This window comes from Arthrobacter sp. Y3225116 (assembly GCF_059091245.1).
Genome location: NZ_JBNHGL010000226.1, coordinates 1 through 4,603, shown reverse-complemented (window position 1 = coordinate 4,603; position 4,603 = coordinate 1). Strand labels below are relative to the sequence as shown.

Genomic DNA, 4,603 nt, shown 5'->3' with positions numbered 1-4,603 from the left:
ATCTCGATGCTCTTCACCGACCAGATCCGATCGAGTTCCTCAAAGTACGGTTCCACGTAGCCGGCGTGCTGCTCGGAGGCGGCCCGGGAATCGGCCGGAATGCCCGTGCGGTACTTGCCGGTCAGGACGCCGCGTCCCAGCGGCGACCAGGCCATCAGGCCCGGCCCGAGGGCGCGCGCCGCCGGAATGACTTCGTGTTCGGCCCGGCGGTGCAGCAGCGAATATTCGTTCTGCACCGCGACCAGCGGAACCGGGCTGATCGAGGCCGCCCGGGCCAGCTGCCAGCCGGAGTAGTTGGACACTCCCACATAGCGGGCGCGGCCCGACGACACCGCGTGCTCGAGGGCGGACAGGGTCTCTTCCAGCGGCGCGCCGCCGTCGTCCCAGAGATGGACCAGCCACAGGTCCAGGTAGTCCGTGCCCAGCCGGGCCAGGCTGGCGTCCAGGCTGCGCAACATGGCGCCGCGGGACGTGTCCACCTTGCGCCGGCCCTCGCTGCGCGTCACGCCCGCCTTGGAGACCACCAGCACCTCCTGCCGGGGGACCAGCTCGCCCAGGAACGCCCCGAGCATGGCCTCGCTGCGGCCTTCGGCGTACGGCGCGGCGGTGTCCAGGAGCGTGCCGCCGGCGTCCAGGTAGGCGCGCAGCATGGTGCCCGCGGCCTCCTCGTCCGTTTCCTCTCCCCACGTCATCGTTCCCAGTGACAGCTGCGGGACCTTCAGCCCGCTGTGACCCAAGCGATTGTGCTCCATAAAGCCAGCTTATGGCCTGCGCTGCCGCGCCCTTGGCAGCGGCCCGCCGAGCGACGCGCGTGCGGCGCAGCGCGTGCCCCGTCCTCCCGGACGGGCAGCCCGTCCGCCCCGGCCCACGCCGGGCACCCGGGGTCATACCGTGGGCGGATCTTCGCCGCCGCGGCTGTGTCCGTTTCCGTTTCGCGCGCCTTGGTGCCATAAGGTCGAGGATGTGAATTGGCTAGAAGCAATCGTCCTGGGGCTCGTCCAGGGCCTGACCGAGTTCCTCCCGATCTCGTCCAGCGCCCACCTGCGCATCGTCGGAGAGCTCCTGCCCGGTGCCGCCGACCCCGGGGCCGCCTTCACCGCCATCACCCAGCTGGGCACGGAGACCGCCGTCGTCGTCTATTTCTGGCGCGATATCGTCAACATCATTAAGGCCTGGTTCGGCTCGCTCACCGGCAAGGTACCCCGGAACGACCCGGACGCCCGGATGGGCTGGCTGGTCATCATCGGTTCGATCCCCATCGGCGTGCTCGGCCTGCTGTTCCAGGACCAGATCGAATCCACCTTCCGCAGCCTGTGGATCGTGGCCACCATGCTGATTGTCTTCGGCGTGTTCCTGGCCATCGCCGACTCCATCGGCCGCCAGGTGCGCACGCTGGACAAGCTCACCTACAAGCACGGCATCCTGTACGGGCTGGCCCAGGCGCTGGCCCTGATCCCGGGCGTCTCCCGCTCCGGCGGCACCATCACGGCCGGCCTGTTGATGGGCTACACCCGCGAGGCCGCCGCCCGGTATTCGTTCCTGCTGGCGATTCCGGCGGTCTTCGCCTCGGGCTTGTACCAGCTGGCCAAGAGCTTCGGCGAACCCGGGCCGTACGGGCTGGGGGAGACGGCGCTGGCCACGGTGGTGGCCTTCGGCGTCGGCTTCGTGATCATCGGATGGTTCTTGAAGTACGTGTCCACCCGCAGCTACCGGCTCTTCGTCTGGTACCGGATCGCCCTGGGCGCGCTCTTGTTCGTGCTGTTGGGCGCCGGAGTCATCAACGCCTGACCCGCGGGAATTTATCCGGCTCCTGCATCCTTGAATGTTAGGAGCGTAATTTACGACGGCGGCCCGCCCGCCATCTGCGTCCGTGCACCTCATCGGAAGGAAACTCAAGAGTGCTTGGTTGGAATGCCCGTGCCGTACCCGAAATTCCGGGCGGCAAAGACGAACTGACCATCCACGACACCTCCGTGGGGTCGCTGGTAAGGCTTGAGCCGTCCTCGACGGGAAGCCTGTACGTCTGCGGCATCACCCCGTACGACGCCACGCACATGGGCCATGCCGCCACCTACGTGGCCTTCGACCTGCTCAACCGCTACTGGCGCGACGCCGGGCGCACCGTCAACTATGTGCAGAATGTCACGGACATCGACGATCCGCTGCTGGAACGCGCCGCGGCCACCGGCATGGACTGGCAGCTGCTGGCGAAGGACCAGACCGAGCTGTTCCGCACGGACATGGAAGAACTCAACGTCATCCCGCCCGGCGAGTACATCGGAGCGGTGGAATCGATCGAGTGGATCGTTCCGGTGGTGGAGGACCTGCTGGCCCGCGGCCTCGCCTACCGCGTACCCGGCACCGGCGGCGAGCCCGACGGCGACGTCTATTTCGATTCCGTTGCCGCTGCGGGACCGGGCTGGCACAACGGCGCCACCTCCAGGCTGACCGAAGACCAGATGCTGCCGCTCTTTGCCGAGCGCGGCGGCGATCCGGAGCGCCAGGGCAAGAAACACCCGCTGGACGCCCTGTTGTGGCGCGTCGCCCGCGACGGCGAACCGGAGTGGCCGGGCGCCTCGCTCGGCCCCGGCCGCCCCGGCTGGCACATCGAGTGTTCGGTGATCGCCCGCAAGTTCCTGCCGGAAACCTTCGACGTCCAGGCCGGCGGCTCGGATTTGAGCTTCCCGCATCACGAAATGAGCGCCGGGCACGCCTACGCGATGACCGGCAAGCCGCTGGCCAAGCACTTCATGCACGCCGGCATGGTCGGCCTCGACGGCGAAAAGATGAGCAAGTCCAAGGGCAACCTCGTGCTGGTCTCGGCCCTGCGCGAAGAAGGCGTGGAGCCGGCAGCGATCCGCACCGTGCTGCTGGGCCAGCATTACCGCAGCGACTGGTTCTGGACCGAGGACCTGCTCCGCCAGGCGCAGGCGCGGCTTTCTGCGTGGCGCGGCGCGGCCCCCTTTGTGCGGGCCGGGCAGGTACCCGAGCTTGCGCAGCAAATCCGCCGGGCGCTCTCGAACGACCTCAACGCACCCGCGGCCCTGGCCGAAATCGACGGCTTCGCCGAGCACTCCCGGCAGCAGGCCGCAGGGCAGGCCGGTGACGGCGCCGAGCAGTTCGCGGCGCTGCTCGACGCGCTCCTCGGTATCCGGCTCTAAGCCAAGAACCGGGGCCGGAGGCGGGAACAGCTAGCCCGGGCGCCGTTCCCGCCCGGTGCTACTCTTTCCCGCGCTTCTTGAGGTAGCGCTCGAACTCGCGGGCGATGGATTCCCCGGTCGCCTCCGGCAACTCGGCCGTGTCCTTGGCTTCCTCCAGCTGCCGCACGTAGGCGGCGACTTCCGGATCCTCGGTGGCAAGTTCGTCCACGCCGCGCTCCCACGCTTCGGCTTCTTCGCTCAGGACCGACACTTCCAGCGGGACCTGCAGGATGTCCTCCAGCCGGTGCAGCAAAGCCAGCTCGGCCTTGGGGGAGGGCGACTGTCCCACGTAGTGCGGCACCGCGGCCCAGACGGACATGGTGGGGATGCCGGCCAGCGAGGCGACATCGGACAACACTCCGACGATTCCGGTGGGGCCTTCGTACTGGCTGGATTCGGTATTCAGGGCGCGGCGGACGTCGTCGTCGTCGCTGGTGACCGTGACGGGAATGGGGCGCGTGTGCGGCACGTCGGCCAAGAGGGCGCCGACCAGGATGATGCAGTCCACGCCCAGCTCTTCGGCGTGGGCCAACAGCTCCGCGGTGTAGGCGCGCCAGCGGTAGGACGGCTCCACCCCGTGGACAAAGATAATGTCCAGCAGGCTGCCCGGGATGCTGCTGCGGGTCAGTTTCGTCGTGGGCCATTTGATCCGGCGTTCCCCGGAGGCGGTGCGGTGCACCACCGGCCGGGTGAACTGGAAGTCGTAATAAAGATCCGGGTCCACCGTGGCCACCTTGTGGCTGTCCCAGAGCCGGCTCAGGTACTTGACGGCGTCCGTGGCGGCTTCGCCGGCATCGTTCCAGCCTTCGAAGGCGGCCAGCATCACGGTATAACGCCGCGGTGGCTCGCCGGGCTTCGTCTGCGGGAACAGCAAGTGCAAACCGCGCTGCTCGCCGTCGCCTTCCGTGGGCAGGTCGCCACTGTCCTGAGTACTCACGGTTTCACCCTAATCCTCCCGGCACGGCTTGTCAGTGAGCCGACATTCGATTCGCGCCCAGCATAGCCCCCGATTCCGGTGCCGGAGCCCCGTGCCGGAGCCCGTGACGGGGCCGATGCCGGGGCCGGGCAGGAAGGGCCCGTAGACTGGATGCATGCCCGAAATTTCCCCTTCCCCCGCTGCGTCCAGCCACCCGTCGTCCGGCCTGCAGGCCGTTTTCTGGGACATGGACGGAACGCTTGTCGACACCGAGCCGTACTGGATCGAAGCCGAATCCGAATTGGTAGCTTCGTTCGGCGGGGTGTGGAACGAGGAACTGGGCAAGAAGCTGGTGGGCAACGCGCTGGAGACATCGGCCGCCGTGCTGCAGCAGGCCGGCGTCGAGCTGGGCATCCGCGAGATCGTCGACCGGCTGATCGACGCCGTGACCGACCGGGTCCGCGGCCGCATCCCGTGGCGCCCCGGC

Annotated in this window: 5 protein-coding genes; 3 read left to right on the top strand and 2 right to left on the bottom strand. The window is 68.3% G+C overall.

Annotation, left to right across the window (positions count from 1 at the left end; translation table 11 throughout):
• On the bottom strand, positions 1-752 hold a 752-nt coding region (locus tag AC5RV2_RS14910; RefSeq protein WP_494092979.1), incomplete at its 3' end, for an aldo/keto reductase.
• Positions 753-963: 211 nt separating this feature from the next.
• On the opposite strand from AC5RV2_RS14910, the gene AC5RV2_RS14905 reads away from it, so the two are divergent.
• Both AC5RV2_RS14905 and mshC read left to right on the top strand, forming a co-directional pair.
• Entirely contained in the window at positions 964-1,788 is an 825-nt protein-coding gene (locus tag AC5RV2_RS14905; RefSeq protein ID WP_494092978.1) for an undecaprenyl-diphosphate phosphatase, read from the top strand.
• Between the two features lie 110 nt (positions 1,789-1,898).
• Positions 1,899-3,161, top strand: a complete 1,263-nt coding sequence (gene mshC, locus AC5RV2_RS14900) for a cysteine--1-D-myo-inosityl 2-amino-2-deoxy-alpha-D-glucopyranoside ligase (RefSeq protein ID WP_494092977.1) — start codon at positions 1,899-1,901, stop codon at positions 3,159-3,161.
• 58 nt (positions 3,162-3,219) lie between these two features.
• Here the strand turns inward: mshC and AC5RV2_RS14895 are convergent, their stop codons facing one another.
• Positions 3,220-4,080 carry a PAC2 family protein gene (locus tag AC5RV2_RS14895; RefSeq protein ID WP_494067933.1) on the bottom strand — a complete coding sequence of 287 codons (861 nt, stop codon included), beginning with the start codon at positions 4,078-4,080 and terminating at the stop codon, positions 3,220-3,222.
• A gap of 211 nt (positions 4,081-4,291) precedes the next feature.
• Here AC5RV2_RS14895 and AC5RV2_RS14890 point away from each other — a divergent pair.
• The coding region (locus tag AC5RV2_RS14890) for an HAD family hydrolase (protein WP_494092976.1) at positions 4,292-4,603 on the top strand (312 nt) is incomplete at its 3' end.